The sequence below is a fragment of the Photobacterium panuliri genome (assembly GCF_059920555.1).
In genome coordinates, this window is the sequence record NZ_CP197192.1 from 686391 (window position 1) to 700901 (window position 14511).

The window sequence follows — 14511 nt, forward strand, 5'->3', positions numbered from 1 at the left end:
AATCCGCCGGGTTTGTCGTTACTTATTAGTTGTAACGCTTCGCTTTATATTCTGGGTGCATTAGGTTCTGAACAGAGAAGATGTCATCTAGCTGCTCTTCGGTCAGTAGACCGCGCTCTAGGACAACTTCACGTACGCTCTTACCTGTTTCAGCACAGATCTTACCTACGATGTCACCTTCGTGGTGGCCGATGAACGGGTTCAGGTAAGTTACGATACCGATAGAGTTGAACACGAAGCTTTCGCAAACTTCTTTGTTCACTGTGATACCGTCGATGCACTTGTCGCGAAGGTTAATACATGCGTTCTTCAGCAGGTCGATTGACTCGAATAGTGCCTGACCGATTACTGGCTCCATTACGTTCAACTGAAGCTGACCAGCTTCTGCTGCGAAAGTGATGGTTGTGTCGTTACCGATAACCTTGAAGCAAACCTGGTTAACCACTTCTGGAACAACTGGGTTAACTTTTGCAGGCATGATTGAAGAACCCGCTTGCATTTCAGGTAGGTTGATTTCGTTCAGACCCGCACGTGGGCCAGAAGAAAGCAGACGTAGGTCATTACAGATCTTAGATAGTTTCACTGCAGTACGCTTAAGCGCGCCGTGAACCATTACGTAAGCACCACAGTCAGAGGTTGCTTCGATTAGGTCTTCTGCTGGTACGCAAGGAAGGCCAGTTACTTCAGCTAGACGCTGAACTGCTAGCTCTTGGTAACCTGTTGCCGCGTTCAGACCAGTACCGATCGCAGTTGCACCTAGGTTAACTTCAAGCAGAAGCTGTGCAGTGTACTGAAGGTTTTTGATTTCTTCTTTTAGAAGAACCGCGAACGCACGGAATTCCTGACCAACAGTCATTGGTACAGCGTCCTGTAGCTGGGTACGGCCCATTTTCAGGATGTCTGCGAACTCAACGCTCTTCGCTTCGAAACCTTCTTTTAGGTATTCCAGTGACTCAAGCATAGTCATGATGCTGTTGTATACAGCAACGCGGAAACCTGTTGGGTAAGCACAGTTAGTAGACTGAGACTTGTTAACGTGGTCGTTAGGGTTGACGATGTCGTATTCGCCTTTTTCCTTGCCCATAAGCTCTAGTGCAAGGTTAGCGATAACTTCGTTGGTATTCATGTTTACAGAAGTACCAGCACCGCCTTGGTAAACGTCTGATGGGAATTGATCCATGCACTTGCCTGTTTCAAGGATCACATCACACGCTTTGATGATGAACTCGCCAACTTCTGATGGGATTGCGCCTAGCTCTTTGTTAGCCATCGCAGCGGCTTTCTTAGTGAAAACCATACCACGAACGAATTCTGGTACATCAGAAATAGTCGTCTTAGAGATGTTGAAGTTTTCAACAGCGCGAAGAGTGTGAACACCCCAGTATGCGTCTGCAGGAACGTGACGCTCACCTAGTAGGTCTTCTTCGATACGGGTTGCAACGTTGTTTACCATTGCTTCATTCTTTTCAATATCAATCATCTGAGACATAACGTAGCCTTAGTGGAATCTGCTAATAAAATTCATATATAGAGCCAATTCTGTAACCTTAGAATCCATTCCGCAGAGAGTTTGGCTAGATGATCGTACCTGACACCTATTGTATGAGGCCGATAATACTCCCCTTTAGGGGTAAAAACATAACCCAGATCACTTTTTGAAGCACACTGAAAACATTTACACTGTAATGAGATCTCTCTCACAAATTCTGTTAATAATCCGCGGCCTGTTTATATTGAAAAATGACCAATTATGACAATATGTGAAGTGAATGTTGTATGGGTGCTGAGGGGGCTATAGTAACGGTTGGTTACGATATATGCTTATAGAGCAAAGTTGAAAATGGCCTTTTTGCTCCCATTATTACTAAACGAGGTTCGGTGTTATGTAGCAACGAGGAATTGTGCTACAGCGCTGGCCGTTATATTTCAAACTGCAAGGGGAAAACCGTGTTTCCGATTTTACTGTTTATGTTTATTGTTGTGCCGATTGTCGAAATCGCCCTGTTCATACAGGTCGGCGGATTTCTTGGGCTTTGGCCGACAGTAGGCTTGGTATTGGTGACGGCGGTAGTCGGGGCATCTTTGGTGCGCAGTCAGGGGATCGCAACCTTGCTGTCGGTGCAAAACCGCTTGCAGCAAGGGGAGTTGCCCGCTCAGCAGATCGTTGAAGGGGTGATGCTGGCGGTTGCCGGTGTGCTGCTGCTGACACCGGGCTTCATGACCGATGCGATGGGTATGGCGGTGTTGCTGCCAGCGCCGCGGGCCTGGTTGGCCAAGCAGTTGATGAGCCGAGTCAAGGTTCAGGGGATGGCATCTGGAAATGGTTTCAGTGCTGGATTTGGCAATCAGCAGGGATTTGGCGGGCAGGAACCGTATGATTCAGATCCATTCCGCCATTCTGGACATGATAATGGAAAGGATCGTGGTGGCGATGTGTTTGATGGTGAATTCGAACGCAAGGATGACGATCGTAAGCGAGACAATAACAATGATGACAATCCCCGCTTACATTGATTAGCCAAAAATTGTGAATAAAAAAGACGGCCTTGGCCGTCTTTTTTTATTCATGCTGTTAATATTTAAAATTGGTTTTTATGCCCGTTTTTACTTACATCACGACGTAATTTTAGGCCATAACAATAGGCTCCTATCCCTGCGATGGCATTGGCGAGAGCAATGCCGATAAACAGGCCTTCAGTACCATGAATATGGCGGCCAAGCCAAGCCGCTGGAAGCAGCAGGCCGAACAGACGAAGTAGATTCCATTGCAATGCTTGTACTGATTTGTGCATGGCATTGAGTGCACTGACTAGCAGTAGGCAGACAGCCTGCAGGCCATAACTGGCCGGAACGACAATCAGGTAGTGCCAGAGCTGATGGCGGACAGCCTCATCCTGGCTAAATAAAGACGAGATCGGCCAGCTCAGCGGAACCATCATCACAAAGACCAGTAGCTGGAACAAAATGGCAAAGCGCATCGCGGTAAATAGGGCGGAAAAGGCTCGCTTGGGCTGCTTCGCCCCGAGATTCTGTGCCATGACCGGCATCAGTGCCGATCCCAATGCCATCATTACTGTGACCAGTATTGATTCTATCCGCATTGCCGCACCGTAGGCGGCGACAGACGCGGTGCCCTGCGCGGCCAGCAGGCTCATCAGCAGGGTGCCGGAAAGCGGGTTGAGGGCATTGGACAAGCCTGCAGGGGTGCCGATATGCAGGATTTGTCGCCAGTCGTGCCACAGTTTTGCCAACTGTGGCCTGGCTGCGAGCTTTTCACGGGCAATCAGTACATACAGCGATCCGGCAAGGGCGAATGCCCAGCTGATCCCGCTGGCGATAGCCGCGCCTTTGACGCCCAGTTCAGGAAACGGGCCGGGCCCGAAGATCAGTAAAGGATCCAGTACACCATTAATTGCCCCAGCGAGGATCATGATCATTGCCGGGGTCTTGGCATCTCCGGTTGCTCGGATCGCGCTGTTGCCTGCCATCGGGATCACCAGTAGCGGGATAGTCAGATACCAAATAGACATATAGTCATGGATGACGGGCAGCAGACTGGCCTTGGCCCCGATCAGGGTAAATAGCGGCTCGATAGTCAACAGGCCAATTTGGGCGGCAATGGTGACCAAGACAATGGCAAGTAGCAGCCCGTGGGTTGTCAAACGGGCTGCCGAGCGGGTATCCCCGCTTCCTAGCAGGCGGCCGATGCTGGTGGAGATCCCGACGCTGATCCCCATCGTGATACAGTTGAGGGCAAAGGTGATCGGAAAAGTGAAACTGACCGCAGCCAGTGCCTCGGTACCGAGTAGGGAAATAAAGAAGGTATCGACCAGGTTGAACATCAAGATCGCCACCATGCCGAAGATCATCGGGATAGTTAGGCGGGTCAGTACCGTCGGAATTGGGTCGGATAATAACCCGTGTTTATCGGGTGTCGTCATTGTAGCCATCGTGATTTGAGTCGGAAATGCTCGCCTACCCTAAAGCAAAGAATGTGATCGGGCAAAAACTCTGTTGCACTAAATTGAAAAAAAATCGCCATAAGACTTGGGATCTCGAAATTAGACCCAACATGTCTAGGTATTAGAGGAAGTGCAGGGCGTCGGAGCCCGTACTTTTATATTGTATGGATATTACCAAAATCAGGAGAGACGACCGATGAACATTCGTCCTTTACATGACCGAGTTATCGTTGAGCGCCAAGAAGTTGAATCAAAGTCTGCGGGCGGCATCGTTCTAACTGGTTCTGCAGCTGAAAAATCTACTCGCGGTAAAGTACTGGCAGTAGGTAAAGGCCGCATTCTGGAAAATGGCTCTGTACAGCCATTGGACGTAAAAGTTGGCGATACTGTTATCTTTGCAGAAGGCTACGGCACTAAATCTGAAAAGATTGACGGTAAAGAAGTCCTGATCATGTCTGAAAACGACATCATGGCAATCGTTGAATAATCCGATCACCTCAAATTTAGAATTAAGAAAGGAAGACTGACATGGCTGCTAAAGACGTAAAATTTGGTAACGATGCACGCGTTAAAATGCTAGAAGGTGTAAACATTCTGGCTGATGCGGTAAAAGTAACACTGGGTCCTAAAGGCCGTAACGTGGTACTGGACAAATCTTTCGGTGCACCGACTATCACTAAAGACGGTGTTTCTGTTGCGCGCGAAATTGAATTGGAAGACAAATTCCAGAACATGGGCGCACAGATGGTTAAAGAAGTAGCGTCTCAAGCGAATGACGCTGCAGGTGACGGTACTACAACAGCAACAGTACTGGCTCAGGCTATCATTAAAGAAGGTCTGAAAGCGGTAGCTGCTGGCATGAACCCGATGGATCTGAAGCGTGGTATCGACAAAGCTGTTGTCGCAGCTGTTGAAGAGCTGAAGAATTTGTCTGTACCTTGTGCAGATACCAAGGCGATTGCTCAGGTAGGTACAATTTCTGCTAACTCTGATGCAACCGTCGGCAACATCATCGCAGAAGCGATGGAGCGTGTTGGCCGTGATGGCGTGATCACTGTTGAAGAAGGCCAGGCACTGCAAGACGAGCTTGATGTTGTTGAAGGTATGCAGTTTGACCGCGGTTACCTGTCTCCTTACTTCATCAACAACCAAGAAGCGGGCAGTGTTGATCTGGACAATCCGTTCATCCTGCTTATCGACAAGAAAGTTTCTAACATCCGTGAATTGCTGCCAGCCCTTGAAGGCGTAGCTAAGGCATCTCGTCCACTGCTTATCGTTGCAGAAGACGTAGAAGGCGAAGCACTGGCAACATTGGTTGTGAACAACATGCGCGGTATCGTGAAAGTGGCTGCTGTGAAAGCTCCAGGCTTTGGCGACCGTCGTAAAGCGATGCTTCAGGACATCGCAGTACTGACTGCTGGTACGGTTATTTCTGAAGAAATCGGTCTTGAGCTGGAAAAAGTTCAGCTGGAAGATCTTGGTCAGGCTAAGCGCATCACTATCACCAAAGAAACCACGACTATCATCGATGGTATGGGTGAGGAAGAGATGATTGCTGGTCGCGTTGCACAAATTCGTCAGCAAATCGAAGATGCAACGTCTGACTACGATAAAGAAAAACTGCAAGAGCGCGTAGCGAAACTCGCTGGCGGTGTTGCGGTAATCAAAGTCGGTGCAGCTACCGAAGTTGAAATGAAAGAGAAGAAAGACCGCGTTGAAGATGCCCTACACGCAACCCGTGCAGCGGTAGAAGAAGGCGTGGTTGCTGGTGGTGGTGTTGCGCTGATCCGCGCTGCTGCCAAAGTAGCTGGTCTTGAAGGCGACAACGAAGAGCAAAACGTAGGTATCCGCGTAGCACTTCGTGCGATGGAAGCGCCAATCCGTCAAATCACTAAGAACGCAGGTGACGAAGAGTCTGTGGTTGCCAACAACGTACGCGCTGGCGAAGGTAACTACGGTTACAACGCGGCAACGGGCGAATACGGCGATATGATCGAGATGGGTATTTTGGACCCTACAAAGGTAACTCGTTCTGCACTGCAGTTCGCAGCGTCTGTTGCTGGCCTGATGATCACCACAGAAGCGATGGTAACTGACCTACCAGCGAAAGATGCACCATCAATGCCTGATATGGGCGGTATGGGTGGCATGGGTGGTATGGGCGGCATGATGTAATGCGCCTATCTCACTGAGATAGCACCTTTTGGTGATGAACGGAGGCTTAGGCCTCCGTTTTTTTATGCCTAATTTTTATCATTATTGTTTTATTCTCACCTCTAGTGTTGCAGCAGTGGTACGACTATCTCTGTGCAGGGTTTGTTGTGAAAAAAGCTCAAAAAGCTGAACGCAAATAAAATCATTATAAATCAATGTTTTATATGTAAGTAATTAGCTTTTTCTTTATCATGTTTATTTTGATCATGAAAAAGCTAACTATTGAGTAAAAAGCTGTACGCAGTAGTGTCTTTTATCGATATTTATCGCTAAATAAGCTGTATTAGTTCGCTCGGGAAAAATCTCAAAAAGCTGCACATTATTTATTTTCTTTAAATTCAATTACTTACAAATGTAATTTAGCATTTTCCCTATTGGTGTAATAGTGCTCACCTTTTAGCTGAGTATTGCATGAAAAGCTGAACGTGAGTTGCTCTCTATTGAGTGGAGTAAATCGTATTGGGTTCCCATGGTTCCTACAAGAAAAAGCACAAAAAGCTGTACGCGAAAAAAGCCATTAAAAAACAATTACTTAATCGGCCCGCTGTGTTTTTTTATCTTAGGTGTGATTTTGTTCAGGAATTAGCTGTTACATGCTCGATAAGCTGTACATTATAGGTGTGGTTGTTGTTTTTGTACGGATTTAGTTTGTCAGGGAAAAAGGTAGAAAAGCTGAACAGAAATAAATTTACTTAATAAACAACGATTTAGGTTGTTTGTTTGGAGGTTTTGTATGCTAGGGGTGAAATTGCACACCATTTTGCTGATAATGAGCAGTAATGCTGTACGTTCGCTTGGTGAAGCCTTCGTGAGCATTCAGGCGAGAGAAGATAAATGGGGAGCTATAAAGGGGAGCGACAAAAAAGCAGCCAGACGGCTGCTTTTAGGAAAAATAGTTGGTGCAGGGCTTATTGCTGGTCGTTGCGACGACGGTTGGCTGCCTTGCCTGCATTTTTCTCGATGAACTCGACAATCATCCCTGCGATGTCCTTGCCTGTCGCCCCTTCGATGCCCTCTAGGCCCGGAGAGGAGTTCACCTCCATGACTAGTGGGCCACGGTTCGAGCGAAGCAGGTCAACACCGGCAACGCTAAGGCCCATTGCCTTGGCGGCGGCAACGGCTGTCTTGCGCTCTTCTGGCGAAATACGGATCAGCGAGGCACTGCCGCCTCGGTGTAGGTTAGAGCGGAATTCACCCTCTGCGCCTTGGCGCTTCATGGCAGCAATGACTTTGTCGCCAATGACGAAACAACGGATGTCTGCACCGCCTGCTTCTTCAATGAATTCCTGAACCATGATATTGGCTTTCAGGCCCATGAAAGCCTCAATAACGCTCTCTGCGGCTTTCTGTGTTTCTGCCAGAACGACACCGATACCTTGGGTACCCTCAAGCAGCTTGATAACTAGCGGCGCGCCACCAACCATTTTGATTAGGTCAGGCACATCGTCAGGCTTGCTGGCAAAGCCGGTAATAGGCATGCCAACGCCTTTGCGGCTCAGGAGCTGCAGCGAGCGTAGCTTGTCACGAGAGCGCGTGATGGCAATCGACTGGTTGACCGAAAACACATCCATCATTTCGAATTGGCGCAGGACTGAGCAACCGTAGAAGGTAATATCAGCGCCAATACGCGGGATGATGGCATCGAAGCCTGTTAGATCTTGGCCTTCGAAATGGATCGAGGGTTTGACCGAGTTGATATTCATGTAGCAGCGCAGGGCATTGATAACAACAGCTTCATGGCCTCGTTGTTCTACAGCTTCAACCAAGCGGCGAGTGGAGTATAGGTTTTCGTTCTGGGACAGAATGCCAATTTTCATTCGCTTTCTCGTATAGATATAAGGGGAATTAATGTTCTGTGAATACGAAGTTTGGCTGTCTTCGCGAACAGCAAGTTGGAGCGCGACTATGCGCCTTGTCGGGAGAAAAAGCGAGCGAATTGACGATGATCTTTTTTTATCATCACCATTTGAAGATTTTTCCAATGATGTAAAAACGGCCAGTCGTAAACTGGCCGTAAACCTAGAAGGTGATGAGCGGAATTCGCCTTCTTTAACGAGGGCTTAGAGGTAAATTTTAGGGTTTGTCGCGCCCCACAGGGTGTAGATTTCTGGCAGGATACGGCCGCTGTTGGCTTCGGTTTCCGGGCTGGTGATTTGATCTTTGCCCTGATGGCCGAATAGCACGACTTCGTCGTTCGCCTTGGCATTTTTGATGTCGGTAACATCAACCATGACCGTATTCATTGACGCGGCACCAACAACTTTGGCGCGCTGGCCGTTGATGAGCACTTCACCTTTGTTGCCTAGCGAGCGGGCAAAACCGTCTGAGTAGCCGATAGGCAAGTTGGCAAGGACAGAATCACGCTCGAGTTTGGCGGTGCTGCCGTAGCCCACAGTGCTGCCTGCTGGGAAATGGTGCAGCGAAGCGATACGAGTTTTGAATTCCACGATACGCTTGAAATCGCTCGGTGCAGGCATGTCACCGTATAGCAGGCCGCCAGGGCGAACCATGTCAAGGTGGGCTTCTGGTACATTCAAGGTGGTGAATGAGTTGGCAACGTGCAGGGTGATATCTTCACGCTCTAGATCTGCACTGTCGATTAGCCATTGCGTTTCTACTTTAAAGCGATCAACTTTGCGTTTGATTTCTTCGACATCTTCGTTCGGGAAGTGAGTCATCATACCGACGATTCTCAGATTTGGATCGCCCGCGATTTGTACGCCTTCAACCTGACCTTCATAAGTGGTGAGATCTAAACCGTTACGACCCATGCCTGATGTATTCAGGGCTAGGTGAACCGGAACCGTCGTGTTGTGCGCAGAGGCGATATCGATAATCTGCTCCGCTTGTGCCTTCGTGCCGATCAACTCTTCGATTTGGTATTGAATGCCATGTTCAATTTCGTTGCGACTTGCGGAGCGAACACGCATTAGCTGACCATTAAAACCACTGGCGCGAACAATACGTGCTTCTTCGTTGCTGGTAATACCAATACAAGGGATATGGTTGCCAATAACGGTAGGCATTAGGCCCTCAATACCATTGCCGTAGGCATCCGCTTTCATGATTGCACAGATTTTGGAACCCGCGCTTAGGCGATTTTGTAGCGTCTGGATGTTGTCGCTGAAAGCTTGAGTATTGATTTCCAACCAAGCATTGCTTGCTGCAATACGAGATTCTGCGTTAGGTGTTTGGCTTGCCTCGTTAAGTAGCGGGGCTGCATGGGCGTATTGCATGCCACCTAGTAGGGCTAGGGCAATGAGGCTTAGACGTGTTTTCATAGATATTCCTGAAGATTGTTTCCGGCGTGTTGGAATGTTTTTCAGTGTTGGCTGAGTTATGTGCCGGTCATTTACATCAATAATGTGATGTTACTCGCATTTATTTGTGTAATTTAATGTAACAAGGTGTATCTATGACTTAAGTAACACTTATGGCTTGGGTTTTTAAGTTTGCGGGTTGTTTTTGACTCGTTATGTTTTTTTGGGAAGCACGAAGAGAGGAGGATAGGGGGGGGCGCCGTTCCGTGTTTTTGCAGTGGTCGCTTGGAAGGGCGAAAAACGGCCAGTGCGAAACTGGCCGTGAATGCATTGGGTATGATGTTATCGCACAGGCTTTAACGGTAGGTTAAAGGTAAATGCGAGGGTTTGTCGCGCCCCATAGGGTGTAGATTTCTGGCAGGATACGGCCGCTGTTGGCTTCGGTTTCCGGGCTGGTGATTTGATCTTTGCCCTGATGGCCGAATAGCACGACTTCGTCGTTCTCCTTGGCATTTTTGATGTCGGTAACATCAACCATGACGGTATTCATTGATGCGGCACCAACAACTTTGGCGCGCTGGCCGTTGATGAGCACTTCACCTTTGTTGCCTAGCGAACGGGCAAAACCGTCTGAGTAGCCGATAGGCAAGTTGGCAAGGACAGAATCACGCTCAAGTTTGGCGGTGCTGCCGTAGCCCACAGTGCTGCCTGCTGGGAAATGGTGTAGCGAAGCAATACGAGTTTTGAATTCCACGATACGCTTGAAATCGCTCGGTGCAGGCATGTCACCGTATAGCAGGCCGCCAGGGCGAACCATGTCAAGGTGGGCTTCTGGTACATTCAAGGTGGTGAATGAGTTGGCTGCGTGCAGAGTGATATCTTCGCGCTCAAGCGGTGAGTTATCGATCAGCCACTGGGTGTCCTTTTTGAACTGGGCGATCTTTGTTTTGATCTCGTCGATATTCTCGTTCGGGAAGTGGGTCATCATCCCGGTAATCGTCAATGCTGGTGATTGGACAATCGCTAGACCTTCTTTCTTGCCATCTTCAGTGGTCAGGTCAAGGCCGTTACGCCCCATGCCAGAGGTGTTCAGGGCTAGGTGCACCGGGATTTTGGCATCGTTGGCTTCGGCGATGGCAATGATTTGCTTCGCTTGGCCCTGAGTGCCGATTAGCTCTTCGATTTGGTATTGGATACCGTTTTCAATTTCGTTGCGGCTGGCAGAACGAACGCGCATTAGCTGGCCTTTAAAGCCACCTGCACGCACCAAACGGGCTTCTTCGTTGCTAGTAATGCCGATGCACGGGATATTGTTGGCGAGTACGGTTGGCATTAGGCCAGCGATACCATTGCCGTAGGCATCTGCTTTCATGATCGCACAGATCTTTGAGTCACCGCTTAGGCGATCTTGCAAAGTCTGGATATTTTCATTGAATGCCTGAGTATTGATCTCCAGCCAAGCATTGCTGGCAGCGATACGGGTTTCTGCGTCTGGTGCTTGGCGTGCATCGCTAAGTAGTGGTGCTGCATGGGCTTGCTGCATGCCCAGTAGTGCAAGGGCGATGAGGCTTAGACGTGTTTTCATTTGCTGTCCTTGAGCTTGTGATCCGGCATGTGATTATGCGGTAGCAGGGTTTTCAGTGGTTGCTGAGGGCATGTGCCGGATAGTCATGATATGGGACGTGATATTAATCCCATTTAATTGAACCCATTAACATAAGGCGACAGTATTTATGCGCCCCTTAACAGTGAAATGTGTTTTTAGTTGGTTTTTTGGGGCGATATTGACCCGCCGCAACCGGGAGAGTGATTGCGGCGCCGATAATTATTCTAGGTGCAGGTCGAGCGGGGTTTTGCTGGTGCGCCCGCCAATTTCACGGGTGAGTTGGGGGACAAGGTAGCCAGAGACGTTTTCCATTAGCCCTGCCATCAACTGGCGGGCTCGTGTGTCGTCGACCATAAAATGGGCAGCGCCCTGAACCTTATCGAGAACGTGAAGGTAGTAGGGCAGGATCCCTGCATCGAACAGTGCTTCGCTCAGATTGGTGAGGGCCTCGACGGAGTCATTGACCCCCTTGAGCAGAACGCCTTGGTTTAGCAGGGTCACACCGGCTTGTTTGAGAGGTTGCAGTGCTGTGGTCAGCTCGTCATTGATTTCGTTGGCATGGTTGATATGGGTGACCAAGACAGTTTGCAGCCGGCTATGGGCTAGCAATTGGCACAGTGCCGGGGTAATTCGGGCTGGCAGCACAACCGGTAGGCGCGAGTGGATTCGTACCCGTTTAACATGTGCAATCGCGGCTATGCTGTCGAGCAGCCATTCCAATTCGTGATCTTTGGCCATGAGGGGATCGCCGCCGGAAAGGATCACTTCGTTGATCGCCGGTTGGGCTGCAATGTAATCAAGAGCAGCCTGCCAGCTTCGTTTGCTGCCAGGGTTATCTTTGTAAGGGAAGTGGCGGCGAAAACAGTAACGGCAGTTGACGGCGCAGCCACCTTTGACGATCAACAGTGCCCGGTTCTTGTATTTATGCAGCAGGCCGGGAATCGCATTATCCTGCTCTTCGAGTGGGTCGAGCGAGTAGCCCTCGTGCACCTCGAACTCTTCAGCTAAAGGCAATACTTGTCGCAGGAGTGGATCGTAGGGGTTGCCAACCTCCATTCTTTCAACAAAGCTCTTAGGGACACGTAGCGCAAATAATTTCCGGGCGGCCAAGCCTGTTTCCCACGGGGTAGGATCGATTTTTAGCCGATTTAGTAGCTCTAGGGGATCTGAAATCGCATTAGCAAGATCATTAAGCCAGTTTTGCTCAACAGTTGATGCGTTTCGGGTTATTATGTGCGGCATTAAATACAACTCGAAGATGTTAAGAGGATAGAAATGGCGTCTTTCAGCACCAATGAATTCCGCGGCGGAATGAAAATTATGCTAGATAATGAACCATGTGTCATTATCGAAAACGAATTTGTGAAGCCAGGTAAAGGCCAGGCGTTCAACCGCGTCAGGATCCGTAAACTGCTATCAGGCAAGGTTTTGGAGAAGACATTCAAGTCTGGTGAAACCGTTGAAGCTGCTGACGTTATTGATACTGATCTTGACTACCTATACAGCGACGGTGAATTCTACCACTTCATGAACAACGAAACGTTCGAGCAGATCGCGGCAGACGTTAAAGCTGTTGGCGAGAACGCTAAGTGGTTGGTAGAGAACAATACTTGTACTCTTACTCTGTGGAACGGCAACCCTATCGCCGTGACACCACCAAACTTCGTTGAACTGGAAGTTACCGAGACAGATCCTGGCCTGAAGGGTGATACTCAGGGTACTGGCGGCAAGCCAGCAACACTGTCTACCGGTGCGGTAGTACGTGTACCTCTATTCATCGCTATCGGCGAAGTGATCAAAGTTGACACTCGCTCTGGTGAGTACGTAAGCCGCGTGAAGTAATTCGCAGCTGCTTGAATGAAAAAGGTCGCCTTGGCGGCCTTTTTTGTTGCCGGTATATTTGTTGTCGTTAAGTGATCTGCGCTGTAAATTTTTGAAGGCAGGTTACGAGTTACTACTGGTTGCATATCAATATCTTTATCCTATCCCTTTTTGTTGGCAAAAGGTGATAGAGAATGGATATCAAATCCGAAGTGCACACAGGATTACGTCGTCGGGTATCGGCGCCATTGGCTGGCGGTTTGCTTGGCTTGGCGCTAGTTGCCGGCTTAGCGGGCAACTCCGTGTTGATGACCGATGCGGGGTATACCTATGTTCATCAGAACAATCTGACGGGTGAGTTGGACGTATTCAATCAGCCCGGTATTCATTTTCGGATGCCTTTTCTGTCGAAAATCACCCAGTATGATCAGGTCATCACGGTCTCTTACGGTAATACTACCGGTGAGGATTTCTACCAACGCCTGCCTGCTATTCAGGTGCGCTTTGCCGATACCTATATCGGCGAAATTCCGGTGACTTTCCGCTTCAAGTTGTCGCAGGATCCAGAGTCGATCATCAAGATGCATCAGGAGTTCCGCAACAACAATAACCTGATTGACGCACTATTGGTGAAAAATGCCCGTAACGTCACGGTGATTACGGCAACCCAGTATACCGGTGAGGAGTTCTTCCAGGGTGGGTTGAATCAGTTCAAATCCAAACTCGGTGATCAGCTCCGTGATGGGATCTACATGACCGAGCGCCGTCAGGTTGAGGTTGAGCAGATTGATCTGGCGCCGGTTGGGGTGAACCAGTCTAACTCGAATCAGCTCCAGCGTACCCAGCAGCTTATCTGGAAGACCGTTCCTGTATTGGATAAGCAGGGCAAGCCTATTCGTCAGGACAATCCATTGAGCCAGTACGGTATTGCGGTGACGCAGGTGACCATTGGTGATCCTAAGCCGGAAGAGCAGCTTGATAAATTGCTGACGGATAAGAAGCGGCTGGTCGCTGATCGGATCCGGGCGATCCAGGAACAGGAAACCTCCAAGGCACAGGCGGAAACCGAGCAGTTGCGCAAGGAGATCCAGCGGACCCGGGAGGTACAGGATGCCCAGCGCAAGAAGGAGCTGGCGATTATCGCTCAGCAGGAAGAAGTTGAGGTTGCCCGCCAGATCGCCGAGCGTGAGATTGTCGAGGTAGAGAAGAAGAAACGGCTAGCCGAAGTCGACAAGGAAAAGGAACTGGCTATTGCCGAGGCTAATTTGGCGATTCAGAAAGCCAATGCCTTGTCTGCCGAATACGAAGCCAAGGCGATACTTGCCAAGGGACGGGCAGAAGCCGAAATTCTCAAGGCCAAATATGATGCCTACGGTGCTAACCGGGATGTTTATCTGGCGGAGCTCAATCGCGATGTCTCCACGGCGCTATACAGCAACCTGAAAAACTACCAAATCGAGATGCCGAAGAACTATTTTGGTGGTGGCGAGGGCGGCAAGCTGACCACCAATCTTGATGTGATCACCGGGTTCGGTGCGCTGGGGATTGTAGAGAAGAGCGAGAAGCTGGCTGCGGGGGAATAGCCGTCCGTATAGTCTGGGCATAAAAAAAGCACCGCATAGGCGGTGCTTTTTTGTTTTCGGCTTAT

Annotated in this window: 11 protein-coding genes; 5 read left to right on the forward strand and 6 right to left on the reverse strand. The window is 49.3% G+C overall.

Annotated features, from left to right (window positions below; genetic code table 11):
- Positions 1 to 25 precede the first annotated feature (25 nt).
- A complete protein-coding gene (gene aspA, locus ACSF8X_RS03410; RefSeq protein ID WP_047878379.1) occupies positions 26 to 1489 on the reverse strand; it encodes an aspartate ammonia-lyase in 1464 nt (487 codons plus the stop codon).
- A 458-nt stretch (positions 1490 to 1947) separates the two neighbouring features.
- Here aspA and ACSF8X_RS03415 point away from each other — a divergent pair, with 458 nt between their 5' ends.
- The gene (locus ACSF8X_RS03415; protein WP_500850709.1) at positions 1948 to 2514 is read left to right on the forward strand and encodes an FxsA family protein; all 567 of its coding nucleotides are present in this window, start codon (positions 1948 to 1950) and stop codon (positions 2512 to 2514) included.
- Positions 2515 to 2579: 65 nt separating this feature from the next.
- Here the strand turns inward: ACSF8X_RS03415 and ACSF8X_RS03420 are convergent, their stop codons facing one another.
- Complete coding sequence (locus tag ACSF8X_RS03420) at positions 2580 to 3950, reverse strand: MATE family efflux transporter (protein ID WP_500850710.1); 1371 nt, start codon at positions 3948 to 3950, stop codon at positions 2580 to 2582.
- A 208-nt stretch (positions 3951 to 4158) separates the two neighbouring features.
- Between ACSF8X_RS03420 and ACSF8X_RS03425 the strand changes: the two genes are divergently transcribed.
- Together ACSF8X_RS03425 and groL are read left to right on the forward strand one after the other, a co-directional pair.
- The gene (locus tag ACSF8X_RS03425; RefSeq protein WP_047878376.1) at positions 4159 to 4449 is read left to right on the forward strand and encodes a co-chaperone GroES; all 291 of its coding nucleotides are present in this window, start codon (positions 4159 to 4161) and stop codon (positions 4447 to 4449) included.
- Positions 4450 to 4490: 41 nt separating this feature from the next.
- The gene (gene groL, locus ACSF8X_RS03430; protein WP_500850711.1) at positions 4491 to 6137 is read left to right on the forward strand and encodes a chaperonin GroEL; all 1647 of its coding nucleotides are present in this window, start codon (positions 4491 to 4493) and stop codon (positions 6135 to 6137) included.
- A 947-nt stretch (positions 6138 to 7084) separates the two neighbouring features.
- Here groL and rimK read toward each other — a convergent pair.
- The 4 genes from rimK to epmB form a co-directional block, all read right to left on the reverse strand.
- Positions 7085 to 7993, reverse strand: a complete 909-nt coding sequence (gene rimK / locus ACSF8X_RS03435) for a 30S ribosomal protein S6--L-glutamate ligase (RefSeq protein ID WP_047878374.1) — start codon at positions 7991 to 7993, stop codon at positions 7085 to 7087.
- A 243-nt stretch (positions 7994 to 8236) separates the two neighbouring features.
- On the reverse strand, positions 8237 to 9457 hold the full coding sequence (alr, locus tag ACSF8X_RS03440; protein ID WP_500850712.1) for an alanine racemase: 1221 nt from the start codon (positions 9455 to 9457) through the stop codon (positions 8237 to 8239).
- 346 nt (positions 9458 to 9803) lie between these two features.
- Complete coding sequence (gene alr, locus ACSF8X_RS03445) at positions 9804 to 11021, reverse strand: alanine racemase (RefSeq protein WP_047878372.1); 1218 nt, start codon at positions 11019 to 11021, stop codon at positions 9804 to 9806.
- 240 nt (positions 11022 to 11261) lie between these two features.
- Entirely contained in the window at positions 11262 to 12284 is a 1023-nt protein-coding gene (gene epmB / locus ACSF8X_RS03450) for an EF-P beta-lysylation protein EpmB (protein ID WP_500850713.1), read from the reverse strand.
- 33 nt (positions 12285 to 12317) lie between these two features.
- Between epmB and efp the strand changes: the two genes are divergently transcribed.
- Both efp and ACSF8X_RS03460 read left to right on the forward strand, forming a co-directional pair.
- Entirely contained in the window at positions 12318 to 12884 is a 567-nt protein-coding gene (efp, locus tag ACSF8X_RS03455; protein WP_047878370.1) for an elongation factor P, read from the forward strand.
- A gap of 173 nt (positions 12885 to 13057) precedes the next feature.
- On the forward strand, positions 13058 to 14446 hold the full coding sequence (locus tag ACSF8X_RS03460) for an SPFH domain-containing protein (RefSeq protein WP_047878369.1): 1389 nt from the start codon (positions 13058 to 13060) through the stop codon (positions 14444 to 14446).
- Positions 14447 to 14511: the final 65 nt, after the last annotated feature.

Coding starts and splice junctions, on each gene's coding strand:
- aspA (WP_047878379.1), bottom strand. CDS start 1,489: ATGTCTCAGATGATTGATATTGAAAAGAATGAAGCAATGGTAAACAAC.
- ACSF8X_RS03420 (WP_500850710.1), bottom strand. CDS start 3,950: ATGGCTACAATGACGACACCCGATAAACACGGGTTATTATCCGACCCA.
- ACSF8X_RS03425 (WP_047878376.1), top strand. CDS start 4,159: ATGAACATTCGTCCTTTACATGACCGAGTTATCGTTGAGCGCCAAGAA.
- groL (WP_500850711.1), top strand. CDS start 4,491: ATGGCTGCTAAAGACGTAAAATTTGGTAACGATGCACGCGTTAAAATG.
- rimK (WP_047878374.1), bottom strand. CDS start 7,993: ATGAAAATTGGCATTCTGTCCCAGAACGAAAACCTATACTCCACTCGC.
- alr (WP_500850712.1), bottom strand. CDS start 9,457: ATGAAAACACGTCTAAGCCTCATTGCCCTAGCCCTACTAGGTGGCATG.
- alr (WP_047878372.1), bottom strand. CDS start 11,021: ATGAAAACACGTCTAAGCCTCATCGCCCTTGCACTACTGGGCATGCAG.
- epmB (WP_500850713.1), bottom strand. CDS start 12,284: ATGCCGCACATAATAACCCGAAACGCATCAACTGTTGAGCAAAACTGG.
- efp (WP_047878370.1), top strand. CDS start 12,318: ATGGCGTCTTTCAGCACCAATGAATTCCGCGGCGGAATGAAAATTATG.
- ACSF8X_RS03460 (WP_047878369.1), top strand. CDS start 13,058: ATGGATATCAAATCCGAAGTGCACACAGGATTACGTCGTCGGGTATCG.